13 protein-coding genes are annotated in these 13,282 nt (G+C 52.5%); 8 read left to right on the plus strand and 5 right to left on the minus strand.

What is annotated here, in order from left to right:
• Positions 1-16 precede the first annotated feature (16 nt).
• Positions 17-406, plus strand: a complete 390-nt coding sequence (locus tag C1752_RS17015) for a hypothetical protein (RefSeq protein WP_110987249.1) — start codon at positions 17-19, stop codon at positions 404-406.
• A gap of 38 nt (positions 407-444) precedes the next feature.
• Complete coding sequence (locus C1752_RS17020) at positions 445-1,020, plus strand: hypothetical protein (RefSeq protein ID WP_110987250.1); 576 nt, start codon at positions 445-447, stop codon at positions 1,018-1,020.
• Here C1752_RS17020 and C1752_RS17025 read toward each other — a convergent pair.
• Entirely contained in the window at positions 1,000-2,322 is a 1,323-nt protein-coding gene (locus tag C1752_RS17025; RefSeq protein ID WP_110987335.1) for a glycosyltransferase family protein, read from the minus strand. The two genes, C1752_RS17020 and C1752_RS17025, sit on opposite strands and share 21 nt — an antisense overlap.
• 62 nt (positions 2,323-2,384) lie before the next feature.
• On the opposite strand from C1752_RS17025, the gene C1752_RS17030 reads away from it, so the two are divergent.
• The gene (locus C1752_RS17030) at positions 2,385-2,918 is read left to right on the plus strand and encodes an NYN domain-containing protein (RefSeq protein ID WP_110987251.1); all 534 of its coding nucleotides are present in this window, start codon (positions 2,385-2,387) and stop codon (positions 2,916-2,918) included.
• Here C1752_RS17030 and C1752_RS17035 read toward each other — a convergent pair.
• Positions 2,915-4,588: a serine/threonine-protein kinase gene (locus C1752_RS17035; RefSeq protein ID WP_110987252.1), complete on the minus strand. Its 1,674-nt coding sequence runs from the start codon at positions 4,586-4,588 to the stop codon at positions 2,915-2,917. The genes C1752_RS17030 and C1752_RS17035 overlap by 4 nt on opposite strands.
• A 304-nt stretch (positions 4,589-4,892) precedes the next feature.
• On the opposite strand from C1752_RS17035, the gene C1752_RS17040 reads away from it, so the two are divergent.
• Positions 4,893-6,176, plus strand: a complete 1,284-nt coding sequence (locus tag C1752_RS17040; RefSeq protein WP_233501670.1) for a GAF domain-containing sensor histidine kinase — start codon at positions 4,893-4,895, stop codon at positions 6,174-6,176.
• A 19-nt stretch (positions 6,177-6,195) separates the two neighbouring features.
• On the opposite strand, the gene C1752_RS17045 is transcribed toward C1752_RS17040, so the two are convergent.
• On the minus strand, positions 6,196-7,560 hold the full coding sequence (locus tag C1752_RS17045) for an S-layer homology domain-containing protein (protein ID WP_110987254.1): 1,365 nt from the start codon (positions 7,558-7,560) through the stop codon (positions 6,196-6,198).
• Between the two features lie 502 nt (positions 7,561-8,062).
• Between C1752_RS17045 and C1752_RS17050 the strand changes: the two genes are divergently transcribed.
• Together C1752_RS17050 and C1752_RS17055 are read left to right on the plus strand one after the other, a co-directional pair.
• A complete protein-coding gene (locus tag C1752_RS17050) occupies positions 8,063-8,881 on the plus strand; it encodes a class I SAM-dependent methyltransferase (protein WP_110987336.1) in 819 nt (272 codons plus the stop codon).
• A gap of 178 nt (positions 8,882-9,059) precedes the next feature.
• Positions 9,060-9,854: an inositol monophosphatase family protein gene (locus tag C1752_RS17055; protein ID WP_110987255.1), complete on the plus strand. Its 795-nt coding sequence runs from the start codon at positions 9,060-9,062 to the stop codon at positions 9,852-9,854.
• Here the strand turns inward: C1752_RS17055 and C1752_RS17060 are convergent.
• Positions 9,826-10,908, minus strand: coding sequence for a serine hydrolase domain-containing protein (locus C1752_RS17060; protein WP_158535122.1), 1,083 nt, complete (start codon positions 10,906-10,908; stop codon positions 9,826-9,828). The two genes, C1752_RS17055 and C1752_RS17060, sit on opposite strands and share 29 nt — an antisense overlap.
• Positions 10,909-10,960: 52 nt before the next feature.
• On the opposite strand from C1752_RS17060, the gene C1752_RS17065 reads away from it, so the two are divergent.
• Positions 10,961-11,632 carry a CIA30 family protein gene (locus C1752_RS17065; RefSeq protein WP_110987257.1) on the plus strand — a complete coding sequence of 224 codons (672 nt, stop codon included), beginning with the start codon at positions 10,961-10,963 and terminating at the stop codon, positions 11,630-11,632.
• On the opposite strand, the gene pgeF is transcribed toward C1752_RS17065, so the two are convergent.
• Positions 11,626-12,429 (minus strand): peptidoglycan editing factor PgeF, encoded by an 804-nt coding sequence (gene pgeF / locus C1752_RS17070; protein ID WP_110987337.1) that lies wholly within the window; start codon positions 12,427-12,429, stop codon positions 11,626-11,628. The genes C1752_RS17065 and pgeF overlap by 7 nt on opposite strands.
• A 54-nt stretch (positions 12,430-12,483) precedes the next feature.
• Here pgeF and C1752_RS17075 point away from each other — a divergent pair, with 54 nt between their 5' ends.
• Positions 12,484-13,269: a biotin--[acetyl-CoA-carboxylase] ligase gene (locus C1752_RS17075; RefSeq protein ID WP_233501672.1), complete on the plus strand. Its 786-nt coding sequence runs from the start codon at positions 12,484-12,486 to the stop codon at positions 13,267-13,269.
• The last annotated feature ends 13 nt before the right edge of the window (positions 13,270-13,282 follow it).

A 13,282-nucleotide genomic window follows, 5' to 3' on the forward strand; every position in this document is an offset into this window, starting at 1 on the left:
AGATGATGGCTGACGTATGCTGACACAGTTCTTCCCTTTTCAATTTGAGGTTGATCCGGTTGCGATCGCAACCACTAGTCTTTGGGCTGCAGCGCTCTACGTTGGTTTTTCACCCGTCAGCGACTGGATTTCGGTGCAGATCAGTCGTTGGTTTAACTTTGCCGAGCGCTTTTTATATTTATCTGTCGAAGAATACGAACAAACCCGCAAAGGTCGAGAGTCGCAGAACGACTTCTGGGCCTCAATTTTCAGTATTTTCCCATTCTTGATTCTGGGCATTTTTTGTAATTATGCCTGTATTAAGGGCTTCGGCAGCCAAAGCTGGAGCATTAGTTTGGGCCTGATTGCCCTGATGGGCTGTGGCGTCTACGATCTGGGCCGCCGCGATGGAGAAATTCGCAAGTAGCTGATAAGATCCGTCTGGCTGAAACTAGGGGGGCAAGCATGTTAGACGCACAGCGCAGTGAGCTAGAACGCTTTAACTTCGAGATTGTTAAAGATGAGCCAGAGACGCTGATCGCCCTGCGCCAGAAATGGTACCCTGACTGCCTGCTCACCAAAATGACCTACGTGGTGTTCGTGCGGAAAGTCCAACACCTTTCAGTGGACATGATGGAAGCAGACCGTGAGCAGCTACAGGCCAACGCCAAGCAGCTCAATCCGTCACTGCTGCCGCGAGGTTTTCAGGCTGGAGTGGCTGTGATCACCATTTACATTGCCGAACGCGTTGATTTTGAAGCGCAGTCACTCTGTAAGCGAAAGCCGAAGATTCGCTTTGCTTGGTTCTATCTCCCGGCAGCTCTCGAACAGTCTTCGAGCAAGGTCTTTTACCTGAAGGAAACGCCAATCTGGGGATTTCTGTACTATGGCAAATTTCGTTACTTGATTCGTCGGTTGCTGCAGCCCACCGATGCCCCGGTGCAAGAACCTAAATCTGTTGTCGGTGTAGTGTTTGGCCTTGTGCTTGTAGGATATCTGCTCCTTTTAGCGGTATTAGTTTTAGCTCTGTCTTTGACCTAGAGCGGTTCCATTTCTCGGCTTAGTATCAAGCGCTAGCGCCTCTTGAACTAGGGTTGCAACCTTACTCGCAGCCCCTGTCTGTCCCCGAACTTGCTGCAGGTCATGGCGCATTTGCGGTAGCGCGGTGGGTGAAAGTAAGAGATCGGCAATTTGCTGAGCGACTTCAGAAGGATGCAGATGGCCCACTAGCTCTGGCACAATTTCTCGGTCGGCCCAAATGTTCGGCCATGCTCGCAGTCCCAATCCTCGCTTAAGAATCCATCCGTTAATCAGCTTGGCAAAGGCGGTTCCCACACCGGGCAGGTTTGCTAATAGCCCCGGCACGCCGTCCCAGGCTCTCATTACCTCTAGCTTTTGGGTAGGGAGCAGCACGACCATCGGCACGGCTAATGAGGCTAGCTCGGCTGTGTTGGCCCCTACGGTGGTTACGCAAAGCTGACACAGAGACAGTAAATCGTAGGCAGGAGAAGCTGTCCACAGGGCAATGCGGGTGCCACCGGAGCTTAGTAAATAGGGGAGGCTTGTTTCGGACTCTATCAGTTGGGCAGCCTTGCCCTCCACGTCTGTCAGCACGGCGTTGCGCTGAGGGTCTGCATACTGAGCGAGATCTTGCAGGTCAAGGGTCGGCGCGACTGGAATCACAAACTGGGTCTGGGGAAGCTGGTGCTGCAGTGCTTCTGCGATCGCAACGCAAAACGGGACTCCCAGCGTTAGCTTGGCGGGCTTAGATCCGGGAAGCAAACCAATGAGCAGACTTTCCGATGGAAATCCTAGAGCGTGATGAATCTTCTCTTGATCCGTGTCGATACTTTGCGCTTCTGCAATCAGGTCTCCGACAACGCGGCATTTGTGCTGATGCTGAGCAGGGATTTTGATCTGCTCACTGACGACACCACAGCGATCGATCCAGGGGAGCCAACGGGCGGACCATTCGGCATAGGTGACAATTCGGTAGCCCAGCCGTTTACCGATCATCACTGAGAAAAACTGATCGCCGCCGAGGAACAGCACCACACCATTTGATCGCCAGTCCCAGGATTCAGCGGTTTTCCCGCGCAGTAGAAAGGGCCAAAAATGCTCCGGGCCTTGGACGCGATCGATTTCAGGGAAGGTGGATGCGATCGCAACTTCCCCGCCACTGGCATGAACGCAGGGGGCCAGCACAATCGACAGCCGCACCTGTGCAGAATCAGAGCCGAGCCGATCGCGTAGGGCCTTTACAACAGGACGCACCCAGGTCATTAACTCGCCTGGACCATTCGTGAGAATAACAATGTCAATGGGGGCGACTTCAGCACTCATCCTGTTGCCCAAATCACAAAATAAAGTCATTATTAAATAATGTAACAGTCCTCCCTGCTCCTATGGCCCGCCTTCCCACACTGACAACGCTACTCGTTGATGGGTACAACATTATTGGTGCTTGGCCAAAATTGCAGAAAATGCGCGAACGCAACAATCTAGAAGCTGCCAGGGACCGACTTTCAGAAGCTTTAAGCAATTACAGCGCCTTTCGCGGGTACCAAACCCATCTGATTTTTGATGCCCAGTTCCGAGCCGGACAGGGCAGTACCGAAATGATCACAAATCTGCTGCATGTTTTTTACACCGAGAGCGGACGGACGGCGGATACTCATATCGAGCTGTATTGCGCCCAAGCTCGACGAGGAGCAGAACGGATTAGAGTGGCGACCTCAGACAGCGCCCAAAAGCTAACGGTGATGGGCTACGGTGCAGAGTGGATGTCGGCGCAGCAGCTTGTGGCTGATCTTGAGGCCACTACCCGATCGATCCAGGCGAGCCAACGTAACGCAAAACAACAGCCGGGGCGTTTACTAGCGCATGGGTTAGACCCGGAGGCAAAGCAGCGATTAGAGCAGCTTCGATTCGGTCGTTAGTTTCCTACCTGCTCAGGACGTGGTGTTGTCGGGGGGGCCGGAGAGGGGGCTGCTGGAGAAGGCCTTCCTAACTTAGGAGCAGGGACCGGAATCTCAACTGGCAATTGCGGAAAAGTAGGAGAAATGGTTGGCGTTGGTCCAGAGATTCCGTCTGTAGGGTCGTCTGGATTCTCTGGATTGGTTGAGTCTTCTAGTGACTCGCTGGGAGTCGGTTCTGGTGTTGGCTCGGGTGAAGGCTCTGGGGCGACAGAGGGTGTTGGTTTGGGTCGCGCCTGAATTCTTTCTATTTCAGCGATGCCCTGACGTGCCTGACGCGCAAGGCGGCTGCTCTGCTGGTCCCAGTGCGGGTTCTGCGGCAGCTTTGAGAGCTGCGTCCTCACCTGATACCAGCGGCGAGACCGGGCAGCAGCTTCTGCCTGTTGAAAGTCTGCCTGCTGCTGCTGCCACTGATCCTGCCACTGGGGCAGCAGCGCCTGGGCTTGATTATAGGCAGCGCTGTCGGTGGGAATCTGCTGTAGTTGATCAATCGCGGCACCCAAATCGCCAGAGGTATCAGCGGTGGTTTGGGCTGCCGCAAGGAGGGCGGGACCGTCATCGGTGGCCGTGAGTGATTCAAAGAAAGGCAGCTCTGTGATGAGTTCGGGGTTGAAAATCACGGCTCCGGCTCCCAGCATGACACCGACTAGGGCAAAAGTTGCGATCGCACCTCCCACCGGAAATGATTGGCTAGGTCTCGGCGCGATCACCTCCCGCCGTGGAATTACAACCTCCGTTCTATCGATGGGTGTATAGGAAACAGGTGGCCGCTCAGGCCGTCGGCTTTGTGTTCTTTGAACAGAAGTTGCTCCAACCGTCTGTGCCCCCTTCAGCGCCTGCAGTACCTCTTCCGCGCTTTGGTAGCGCACCTTGAAGTAATAACGCACCATCTTCGTCAAAATAGTGGCCAGTTGGGGGCCAACATTGGCCTGACTTTGCCATATCAGCTCACCAAATTCATCCTCCTGAAACTTAGAGGGATGGGTACCCGTCAATGCCTGAATCGCAACGATTCCGAGCGCATAGATATCACTGCTGGGTCGCGGTTTCCCTTGTCCCTGCTCCCCTGACATATAGCCAGGTGTACCCACAATCACGGTCCCCGTCATCTGATCGTTTTGCAGCAGGGTTTGGCTGCTGACCTGCTTTACAGAACCAAAGTCCACCAGAATATATTTGTCATCTGACTGACGACGAATAATGTTCTCCGGCTTGATGTCGCGGTGGATGACGCCCTGCTGATGAATAAACGCCAACGTCTGTAGCAGTTCTTGCAAGAGAACTCTGACCTGCGCTTCCGGCCAAGGCTGTCCGGCTATTAGGGCCTGATCTAGAGAAGCACCGGGGACAAACTCTTGGATCAAATAGAATTCCTGCTCCTGCTCAAAGAAGGCCAGTAAACGAGGAATCTGATCGTAGTGACCTAGTTTTTCTAGGGCCTCAGCTTCACTGTGAAAGAGGCGTCGAGCCACGGTCAAAAAGTTGGGGTCGGTCCTCGCGGGCTGTAGATGTTTGGCCACGCAGATTGGACGGCCTGGACGGCGCGTATCTTCTGCGAGAAAAGTTTTGCTAAATCCACCTTCCCCCAGGTTGCGAACCACTTGATAGCGTCCATCTAAAATTTGACCAATCATGGTGTTCCCTGGTTTCTCCTCGACATTGCCCCGTTTCTCCTTGACTCCTGTACGGGTTCACAAGTTGCGCTCAGCATTAAAGAGTGATGGCCTCAACTAAGCATCATCCACTTTGTAAGGGTTTTGAGACTCTAACATTTCGTCCACGAACATAGCCTATTTATGAAACGAGCTGCTGTATTGCGGGGCAGCAAAGAAGAAAAGGTATACCGTGCCTGATTTCCAAAAGATATCCACAGTCTATCTGCATCGTTTAGAGTGTTGGGGTAGGACTACATGCTCTGACCCAAGCACTTCGATGTTAATGCCCGCCAGCACTGAATTTGTGACGCTATGCCGATCACAGGTCTCTCTGTTAATTCAGGGTGTAGGGGCGTCTATGAGTGCCGTTTATTTAACAGAAGGACTCTCTGCTGCAGAACAAACCAGCTTAGTGCCTGTGGTTGTCTACCCCGAAGAGACAGAACCCTGGCCTTCGGTGAAGCCCCTGCTGCCAGAGTCTGAGCCGGATAATGCGACGGATGGTCTACCCACTCCGTTTACGACCTTTGATCAAAACTCGCTACTCAATGCCGATGTCCCGGCATTGGTGCCGATGGGTAATGAAGCTGCTGATCCCGAACAGCTCGTTTTGCCTTTGATTCAGGATGAGGTTGTTTTGGGGTTACTCGTCGTTGCTAGAGAGCAACAGCAGTGGAGTGACAGTGAACAGTCACAAATTCAGCAGGTCGCTGAAACCCTGGCGCTGGCTTGCGTCATGGATCAACGATCGCAATGGCTAGCAAACGCTAGCTATCGGCAGCGACTTTTGCAAGCCGACCAGAAGCAAACGCTTTCTGATCTGATGCACCAATTCCGCAGCCCGCTAACGGCACTTAGAACGCTGGGCAAGCTCCTTACCAAACGCTTTTCGGGTGACGAGCAGAACCGCCCCCTCGCGGAAAGTATTGTTCAGCAGAGTGAGCGCTTAGAAGAACTACTGCAGCAGTTTGACGGAGCCGTTGATATTGGTGAGGCGGCTTTAGAGCCTCAGGATGGGCAAGGCCAGCTTCCAGCGTTGATGCCTGCTCCAGAGCTAGCCGAACAGAATGCGCTTTCAGCAGAATTGCTACAGCCCTGCTGGGTGGCCGATATTTTATCTCCCTTAATCAATGCAGAGTTGGGGGTGATGGATGAGAAACAGCTGCATCTGAGCGTGCATATCCCGGAAGATTTACCGCCGGTACGGGCTGATGCCTCTGCCTTACGAGAGGTGTTGGGTAATTTGATAGATAATGCTTTCAAGTACACGCCTGCTGGAGGAGAGGTCCGTATTAAGGTCCGTCGATCGATTTCAGATGCGAGTCAGGTGATTGCCGTTAGCGATAATGGCCCCGGCATTCCGCCTGAAGATTTAGCCCATGTGTTTGAGCGTCACTACCGAGGGGTGCAGGCTGAAACTGAGATTCCGGGGACGGGGTTGGGACTTGCGATCGCATCCACCCTGATCCAAGAAATGCAGGGCCGAATTGAAGTCTTCAGCCCTGCAATTGACAACAAAGAGAGTCAGAACGGGAGCACCTTTTTAGTCACGCTCCCAGAATGCTAGCGATTCGTCTTGGAGTGGACTATCGCTGCGCCAACTGTAAAGACTGACTGAGTTCCAGCGTCAGGTCAGCATCAGGCTCAATCACAACAACGCGCTTGACATTCGGATCAATGACTCCGCCGATGGCAGCGCCAGAAGCAGCGCCAGAGAGGACCTTCTCTGCAGTGATGGTGCGATCGCCAATCAGGCCCGAAAGACCCGCAGCTAAAGCTGCACCGATGACGGTATCTCTAGCAATTGCATTGACGGCCCGACCTCGATTGGTTTCAATCGCAGCCCCCACTGCTGCGCCTGGAATCACTTTTTCAGCCGTAATCGTCCGATTCCCCACTAGCCCCGAGATTCCAGCAGCGGCAGCCGCGCCAATCACCGAGTTGCGAGCTAGCGAGACCAGACTTGGATCGTTAATGCTGCGGGTGCGGGTAATCACGTTGGAGAAAGCTTGAATCGGGTAGTCTTGGCCGTCGATAACCACAGTGGAGGCCACAAACTGAGAGCCACCGTCGCGGGGCTGGAGTTCACCGATGATTTCGCTGCCTCTAGGAATAACGATGTTATTGTTGCGATCGCGAATATTAGCATTCACCGTTAGCGTTAGCGCCGCCGTTTCCTTCGGCGACACGATCACGCGATCGGCCTCTGCGTAGGTCACAGGTACAGTCGTCCCCGCCGTTAGTGCAGAGGCATCAAAATCACCCGCAATATATTGAGACGATAGTAGAGAAGCCTGCTGTGGTGACTTGAGCGCTTGGCAAAGGAATGCCGCTACATCAGCACGGGTTGCGGTTTGGTTCGGATTTAAATATCGAACATTAGGATAATTCACCACTAGTTGATTCTCTGCTGCTGCTGCAATCGTGCGTCGAGCATAGCTAGGTATAGAGCCGGCATCACTAAAGTTTCGATCTAAAATGGCATTAACGGAGCCGTTAGGAGCATAGTCTAAACCATTCCCTAATGATACTAAAACTTGAGCGCGGGGAATGTTTTGGCTCGCTTGAAAACGACCGTCAGGATACCCCGTCAGAAAGCCTGTTTGAGTTGCAGTACGGATGGCATTGTAGGCCCAGAAATTTGACGACACATCTCTAAAACTTCTAACACTCTGGTTGCGAGGGGCGTTCGGGAAAGCATTGCCAACTAAGGTGGCATACTCAGCTCGACTGACCGGGGCGTTGGGACGAAAGCTCCTGTCAGGATAGCCATTGATGATGCCCTGCTGAGCAAGAGACTGAATACAACTCTGTGCCCAGTGGCCTTGAATGTCTGACAAGCCAGCCTGCGCCGATGCAGGTACAGAAAGCAAAGGAATAGCCGCAGTAGACGTGATTCCTAAGCCAAGTATTAAGGAAACTTTTTTCTGCCATTTACGTAGCGTTGACATAATGTATCTCACCTTGAAATGTTGATATTTATAAAGACATTCTCAAGTGAATCAAGTTTCCAAAATAGTAATAAATGAAACTTGAGAACTAGAAGACTAGAACCCAGGCTTAGTACCTTTTTCCTATTCTGTCCAAAGGCCGCAGCAAAGGGGAACATCTTTTACAAGAAACGATCGCTCTTATCTATTTTTCAAGTTTCAATAGAAAGCCGATGCTCATTCGTTGGGTGTCACGACTGTCGAATAAGGCCGTTCATCCTATCTCACTCTCTTTCCGTAGGGATCACACACTTTTGCCCTTGGCCCTCATCCCCCACAGCCCCTTCTCGCAATCTCGGGAGAAGGAAGGCAAGATAAAAGCACTCAAAGTCCCTCGCCCAGAATTGGGAGAGGGATTTAGGGTGAGGGCCGTGCAATACTTTAGCTAAAGTGGGATCCTCGCCTTTCAACAGAGGTGGTCTGCTGAAAGGCAAGATGCAAGATCTTGAGTCAATAAATGAGCATGACTAAGTTCTCTCTCAATCGTTACAAGCAGCAAATCCGCAACGACTTTAATAGCCGATCGAATTACGAGAGTGAGTTCCATCGAAAGGCGGCTGCACGATTAGTCGAGCTGGCAAAACTACAGGCTGGCCAGAGGGTGCTAGATGTCGCAACCGGGACAGGTTTAGCCGCAATTGCTGCAGCGCGGGTAGTCGGTTTGACGGGCCATGTTTTGGGAACTGACTTTTCTGCGGGGATGTTACAGCAGGCCCGGGCACAAGCCGAGGCCCTGGGGCTGAAAAACATCGTGTTCGAGAACGTCGATGCAGACAACCAGGAACTTCAGGAGCGTCAATATGACATTGTTCTTTGCTCATCTGCGATTGTCTATTTCACCGATATTCCAGCGGTTTTGGAGCAATGGCACAGTGCGCTGCGCTCAGAGGGAAGGGTTGTCTTTTCCTGTTTAGCTGAAACGTCTCCCTCTGCATCTGTTGTGTTCCGCTCAGTTGTGAAAAAGTACGGCATTACGATTCCAAACCCCAATGCGTTGCTTGGGACACCCGAAAAGTGTCGCCAAATTCTTGAAGCAGCTGGATTTGAAGGCACTGAAATGGTACCTGAGCAATTTGGCTCCTATTTACAAGATGCATCGGCTGTATGGGCTGGCAACGCCAGAAGCGCCTTTGGCCTTCAGGATGCACAGTGGTCGGAAGAACAGCTCAATCAGTGCAGATTAGAGTATCTGGCAGAGATCAAGAAAGTCTCCACTGAAGACGGCTATTGGAATGACGTCACTCTGTTTTTCGTGACTGCGCACAAAGCGAGGGGGGCATGAAATTTTCTCTTTGGCGGCTCTAGGTGATCGGAAAAAAACAGCGTTTATCCCTCTTTATGTAGGCAAAGGGGCTGGTCGGGACTTAATACCCCTGTAGCAAAGAAAGCATCCACTGTAACCAGCAAATCCCTAATATGAATAGGTGCTAGTTTTCGCACTTCCCTTTTCGCTGAAACATATGTCTGATACTTTGACCGCTCGATACTGGACGGCCTGTGCCGTTGCTCGCTCCGCTGGACAGCTCGCCTACCGCTACTTTCAAAACCTAGAAAGTATCACGGTAGAGAGTAAAGGGATTCAAAATCCTGTGACGGTTGCAGACCGTGAGGTCGAGAACCTCATCATCTCTCGTCTGTCTCACTGCTTCCCGACCGATCAGTTTCTAGCCGAAGAAAGTGGCGGAGAGCGCTGTGACGATCAGGTTTGGGTCATCGACCCCATTGACGGAACATCTAACTTTGTACGCGGTATACCCTACTTCTGTGTTTCCATCGCCTACGTCGTCAATCAAGAGATCAAAATCGGCGTGATCTATGATCCGAGCCGCGACGAGCTTTTTGCGGCTTTCTATGGGAAAGGGGCCACCCGCAACGACCAGCCGATGGAAGTGACCCATTGTCAAGAATTATCTAGTGCGATGATTGGCCTTGATATTGGTCTCCGAACGTCAATGGAGCTAGGTCTCAAAGCAGTTCAGCAGCTTGTGTTACAACAGAGCGTCATCCGTCACCTTGGCTCTGCGGCCTTAGCGCTGGCCCATGTTGCAGACGGTCGTTTAGATAGCTACTGGAACCCTCATCTTAATCCTTGGGACGTTCTTGCTGGTCAGTTATTGGTGCAAGAGGCTGGAGGATGGACCAGTGATTTTCTGGCGCAGGATGGTATCAACAAGGGCAACTCTATCCTCGCCTGTGCGCCAGCGTTACGGCCAGCACTACAGCAGGCTACCGAGATCCAGGGGAGCGCGACTTAAGACACAGCAGTAAATCGTGACTGAGTCGCAGCGGAATGCCTACGTGCCCGGTGTTTCCGAAAATTGCCAGCGTTAGGGGGCGTCCATCAAAATCAGGCAGGTGCATGATCCAAGGGGTGTATCCGGGACCATCTCCTGCGTGGCCAATCAGCGTTCCGTACCGGGATTGGGTGTCAATCATGACGCCTAGCCCATAGGCTGGATGCCCATATCGTGGGTCTTTAGTACCGGTTGAAATGGCTGTAGAAAGCTGTTCAACCTGCGCTGCCGCCAGGAGGTCACCCAGCAGCAATTCACGGTAAAACTTCACGACATCTGCTGTTGAAGCAGCCACCAATCCTGTGAAACACCAGCCGGGATGATATTGGTGACTCACATCTTGCATTCTGCCGTCTAAATTCAGTTCGCGGCTGTAGCCAGGAATCAGTGGCTCAAGGGATAAGGCTGTGGCAACTTTTGTGTGACGGAGTTCTAGGGGAGCGATAATCAGATCAGTCAGCGCCTGGGCAAAAGATCGACCGGAGAGGTGCTCAACAACTTTTTTGAGAACAAAATATCCTGTATTGGAGTAGTGCCAGCCACAACCGGGTTGAAAATCTAAGGGCTGTTCCCGAATCAGTTCCCAGATTGTTGCTTCAGGCCAAGGCTGATGAGGTTGAGCGGCCACGCTGGGTTCATAATCAGGTTGCTCCGTGTAGTTGGGTAAACCCGAGGTGTGGTTGAGTAAATGCCGAAACGTAATGGTTTTCGGCAGCTCTGCTAGCAGCTCAGCGACAGGCGTATCGAGCGTGAGTTGGGCCTGAGCCAAGAGTTTAAGAACAGCGACTGCGGTAAAGGTTTTGGTAATGCTGTAGATGTAAAACAGCTCGTCTGGATGCAGAGGTGCTCTTGTGTGCAGGTTGCGATTGCCACATGTTCCATTCCAGCTACCCAGCTTTTCGTCCCAAATCGTGACGCTAAGACCCAGGAATGGCGTAAATAGGTGGGATTCCTCAAGCTGTGTCTGCAGTTCTGCGGCAATTTTTGTATTTATATCTTGGAGCGGATGACTCACGTTTCTTTTGATCTCTAAAATAGAAGATACTCACCTGATTGTAGGTCTCTCGATGTCTGAACAAGCTCGTCAACCGTGGAACGTCGGTCGGTTTATGCAGACCTTGACTTATTTTGAAGCCCTGCCCGTCATTAGTTGGTTCCAAAAAATGCTGCCTGCCTTTACGCCTCCGGCCCCGCCTCAGCTCCAAGCTGGGATGATTTTCGATTTCCGTCAGTCTATCGCCGATCTCGACCAGACTTGGGGTGTCCTAGACGATGTGGTGATGGGCGGGGCTAGCTCTAGCTCGTTTCAGGCCAAAGACGGCGCTGCACTCTTTTCTGGCATTGTCACCACTGCTAATTCCGGTGGATTTGCTTCCGTGCGAACGCGCAACTTTGAGCCACCTCTCGATTTGAATAACCACAGCGGCATTGAATTGCAGGTGAGGGGGGACGGCCAGCGCTACAAGTTTTTAATGCGAGACGAAGATAGCTGGGATAGTGTTGCCTATGCCTACTCTTTTGATACAGAAGCGGACCAGTGGCAGACGGTTCAGATTCCCTTTACTGAGATGACGGCGGTTTTCCGGGCGAAGACTGTCCCAGATGCCTCCCCGATCAATCAAGGACAGGTTCGCTCTCTGCAGTTGATGCTGAGCAAGTTCGAGTATGACGGCGCTCTCAACCCCAGTTTTCAGCCGGGAGAATTTAAGCTCTGTGTGCAATCCATCGGGGTTTATTGAGGTGTACGGCTAACAATCCCTGACCATTGAACTTGTTTTTTGTTGTCGCGCCGATAGGAGAAGAACCGCTCGGGGTCTTGATAGGTGCAGTGGGGTGAGATCGCAACCTGTTCTCCACTCAGCCCCAACTGCTCAAGCTGCATCGCATTTACCCGGCGCACATCGAGCCGCATGTGCCCGGGTTTTTCGTCTTTCAAAACCGGCGGCTCTGGCAAATGCTGCAAGCGTTCAGAAACATCTGCTTGCGCTTGCATCGCATCTGGATCAACCACGGAAGCACCGACCTCTACCGCGACCTCTGTTGAGACCTGATAGACCTGACCGGCGATCGCGGGTCCCATGGCCACCCGTAGATCTGCGATGCGACTGCCTTGCTTTTGGAGACTTGCGATCGCAACCGGCACAATCTTTGCTGCTGTACCTCGCCAGCCTGCATGTACCGCAGCCACCTGTCCTGTCTTCGCATCTGCCATCAAGACTGGCGTACAGTCCGCTGTACAGACCCACATCGCCTGATTGTGATCATCACTCACTAATCCATCGGCTTCTGGGAAAGCTAGCCGTTCTGGGTCTTTGGGCAATTGACGATACTGCCTAATGTCTTGGGAACCAAGAATGCGATTCCCATGCACCTGCTTAACACGATAGGTTTGCGCCTCAGGAGTCATGATCGTCGCTAGCTCATCTAGAGTCTGCTGCTGAAACTGACGCGTAAAAAAACCGTGGGGCCAAGCCTCTAACAGGGTACAGGTCAAATATTGGCAACCTTCCCAGGTCTGCCAGTGCCAATCGTGCATCTTATCGATAGCCCAACAAAAAATCCTATCCATGCTAGCTTGCCCTAGGCGGTGATGGCCGAAAAAGCCTCAGCGGCCCATTGTTTTTGTACAGTCCCCGTGACCTTCGATCAGTCTTTATTTCAGAACAACCTCCGCACTCAAACCTTTGGCCGTCCGCTCCACTGGTTTGAGACCTTACCTTCTACCAGCACACAGCTCTGGGAACTGGTGCGCCAAGGTGCAGCACCGGGTACGGCAGTGATTGCTGCTCAGCAACAGGCGGGACGAGGGCAATGGGGCCGTTCTTGGTCTTCACCGCCGGGGGGACTGTATTTATCCGTAGCACTGCTCAATCGGCAGTCTAACGCCGTACCGAGAACGGCTGTCCCTGATGCGATTGCGCCACTTTCTGCGGATCAAACGCCACAGCTCACCGTGTGCAGTGCTTGGGGCGTTGCTTCAGCGCTAAGGAATCTAGATATTCCCGTCACTTTAAAGTGGCCCAATGATCTGCTCCTCCACGGCAAAAAACTGGGCGGAATTCTGACTGAAACCACTGTTCAGAAGAATCAGATTACAGCAGCCATCCTCGGGATTGGCCTCAACTGGACGAACCCTGTGCCCGAAACAGGCATCACTCTTACCTCAGTGCTGCAGGATTGCGCTCAGATTACATGCCTTGAGCAACTGGCTGCTCTGATGTTGCAGGGCTTAGAGAACGGCTATCAGCGCTGGCAAACAGCAGGGATTGAGGCATTACTGCCGGACTACCTTCATCTCGTTACGGCTTGGCAAGCTTCTCAGACGACCATGCGCCTCAGCGACACCCTTATTCTTTCGCTGAAGTCCCTACCCTAATGGGCGTTTCTTG

Source organism: Acaryochloris thomasi RCC1774, assembly GCF_003231495.1.
Classification (GTDB): Bacteria; Cyanobacteriota; Cyanobacteriia; order Thermosynechococcales; family Thermosynechococcaceae; genus RCC1774.

Bases quoted from the DNA above. Each gene is read 5' to 3' on its own strand.
- C1752_RS17015 (WP_110987249.1), top strand. From the start codon at position 17: ATGCTGACACAGTTCTTCCCTTTTCAATTTGAGGTTGATCCGGTTGCG.
- C1752_RS17020 (WP_110987250.1), top strand. From the start codon at position 445: ATGTTAGACGCACAGCGCAGTGAGCTAGAACGCTTTAACTTCGAGATT.
- C1752_RS17025 (WP_110987335.1), bottom strand. From the start codon at position 2,322: ATGAGTGCTGAAGTCGCCCCCATTGACATTGTTATTCTCACGAATGGT.
- C1752_RS17030 (WP_110987251.1), top strand. From the start codon at position 2,385: ATGGCCCGCCTTCCCACACTGACAACGCTACTCGTTGATGGGTACAAC.
- C1752_RS17035 (WP_110987252.1), bottom strand. From the start codon at position 4,588: ATGATTGGTCAAATTTTAGATGGACGCTATCAAGTGGTTCGCAACCTG.
- C1752_RS17040 (WP_233501670.1), top strand. From the start codon at position 4,893: ATGCCCGCCAGCACTGAATTTGTGACGCTATGCCGATCACAGGTCTCT.
- C1752_RS17045 (WP_110987254.1), bottom strand. From the start codon at position 7,560: ATGTCAACGCTACGTAAATGGCAGAAAAAAGTTTCCTTAATACTTGGC.
- C1752_RS17050 (WP_110987336.1), top strand. From the start codon at position 8,063: ATGACTAAGTTCTCTCTCAATCGTTACAAGCAGCAAATCCGCAACGAC.
- C1752_RS17055 (WP_110987255.1), top strand. From the start codon at position 9,060: ATGTCTGATACTTTGACCGCTCGATACTGGACGGCCTGTGCCGTTGCT.
- C1752_RS17065 (WP_110987257.1), top strand. From the start codon at position 10,961: ATGTCTGAACAAGCTCGTCAACCGTGGAACGTCGGTCGGTTTATGCAG.
- pgeF (WP_110987337.1), bottom strand. From the start codon at position 12,429: ATGCACGATTGGCACTGGCAGACCTGGGAAGGTTGCCAATATTTGACC.
- C1752_RS17075 (WP_233501672.1), top strand. From the start codon at position 12,484: ATGGCCGAAAAAGCCTCAGCGGCCCATTGTTTTTGTACAGTCCCCGTG.